Raw genomic sequence first — 1565 nt, 5'->3', positions numbered from 1 at the left:
CTAACACCGATTAGCTCCCATTTCGGAGCCGGTAACGGGATGCTCGCTTGACGGAGCAAGCGGGTCAAGGTGGGGACAGCGATTACCGAGGCGAGTGCGGCCCGCGAGGCGTTACAGCGGAGAGTGCAGCGGTAACAGCGAAGCTCTTACGCGCTTGGCGAGGTGTTCCACAGTGCGGCCTAACACCTGAATTAAGCCGAGCCGCGAAGCGGCGTCGGCTTGAATGAATTGTTAGGCCTCATGGCTGGCAGACCGCAGCAATTGATTGGATGGTGCCATCCGGTGCGGAAAATTGCAGCCAACAGGACGACTGGCTGCTGTAGTACTCCATAAAGTTGCCGATGCGACGGGGAGCGATTACCGGCTGTCCGTAAAGCGAGACGGCGCGGTCAAATGGCATGCCAGGACAGACCCCAGACGGAGTACAAGCTCTTGGCCCCGTAGCAGCGACCTGCATAACGCGACGCTGTTTGAGCGGGCTCTGCTGCTCCAACCAGCCGATAACAACCGAGAGGTCAGCGTACTGCAGCTCAACTCCCTCGCCAGTGTCAGATTGCCGCGAGGGCTCACCGAGGCGAGCGATAACGGCCTGCTCAGTGTCACCGATAGCAACGCCACCTAAGCTCAGCTCCGCATCCCGAATTGGTGCGGTGGGAGTGGTGCTGCAACCAGCGATGCTTAGCAGAACGAGTGCGAGGATCCGCGTCATGAGGCCTAACACCTGAGTTAAGCCGCGCCGCGAAGCGGCGTCGGCTTGGACGAATTGTTAGGGCGCACCTTACAGGACCAATGGGTTGCCAGGCTTACGAAAAGCCCTGTTGCGATCGCTGGCCAGCCCAGCTCGCGACTGAAGGCGAATGTGACGGCGCCGGGAACGAGCCCGACGGCCGCCGCGCTTGCAAGTGAAGCCCTGCCGGAGCGCAGAAGAAGCGCGTAGGCCGGCGCGGCCAGCACGACAAGGACCGGCACGGCGAAGAGCAGGCCGACGAGGACGACAATGCCCGCCAGAACAAGCGTGGTAGCGAGATCCGGCTGCGGAGGAGCCGACCAAAACGCGACAGCCACCATACCGACATACGACAGCACCGCCCAGACCGCGAGCCAAAGCAGGCTGGCGAGGAGCACGTGCGCGAAACCGCGTAGCTGTTCCATGTGCGCCCTAACACCTGAGTTAAGCCGCGCCGCGAAGCGGCGTCGGCTTGGACGAATTGTTAGGCCCCGGGCGATGGTTGCGGTTTCGGATTTTCAGCGCGATCGCGGCTAGCGCGAGCAGCCCGGATGCCGCAGCCCAAAGCCCAGAGAGCCGCAGTGCGCGCCACGCAGCTTGGCAGAAGGGCTCGGTGGCGTTCGCAACGGCCGGACCACAGTGCCAAAAGCGAAGGGAGGCTGTGGAATAGGCCGCCAAGAGAAGATACGCGGCAATCAGGCCGGCAATTCCGGCGAGAGTCGCGAGATGCCATGTTCGGATGCGCGGAGCTTTCATTACGGGGCCTAACACCTGAGTTAAGCCGCGCCGCGAAGCGGCGTCGGCTTGGACGAATTGTTAGGCCCCGGCCCGGCGTGGA

General features: G+C 62.8%; 1 protein-coding gene. It reads right to left on the bottom strand.

Features of this window, described 5'->3' with window-relative positions; all coding sequences use genetic code 11:
* Positions 1 to 726 precede the first annotated feature (726 nt).
* The gene (locus FW784_RS13965) at positions 727 to 1152 is read right to left on the bottom strand and encodes a hypothetical protein (protein WP_149353928.1); all 426 of its coding nucleotides are present in this window, start codon (positions 1150 to 1152) and stop codon (positions 727 to 729) included.
* Positions 1153 to 1565 lie beyond the last annotated feature (413 nt).

The sequence above is a fragment of the Cognatilysobacter lacus genome (assembly GCF_008274655.1).
Classification (GTDB): domain Bacteria; phylum Pseudomonadota; class Gammaproteobacteria; order Xanthomonadales; family Xanthomonadaceae; genus Cognatilysobacter; species Cognatilysobacter lacus.
This window is presented reverse-complemented; position numbering and strand designations above follow the sequence as displayed.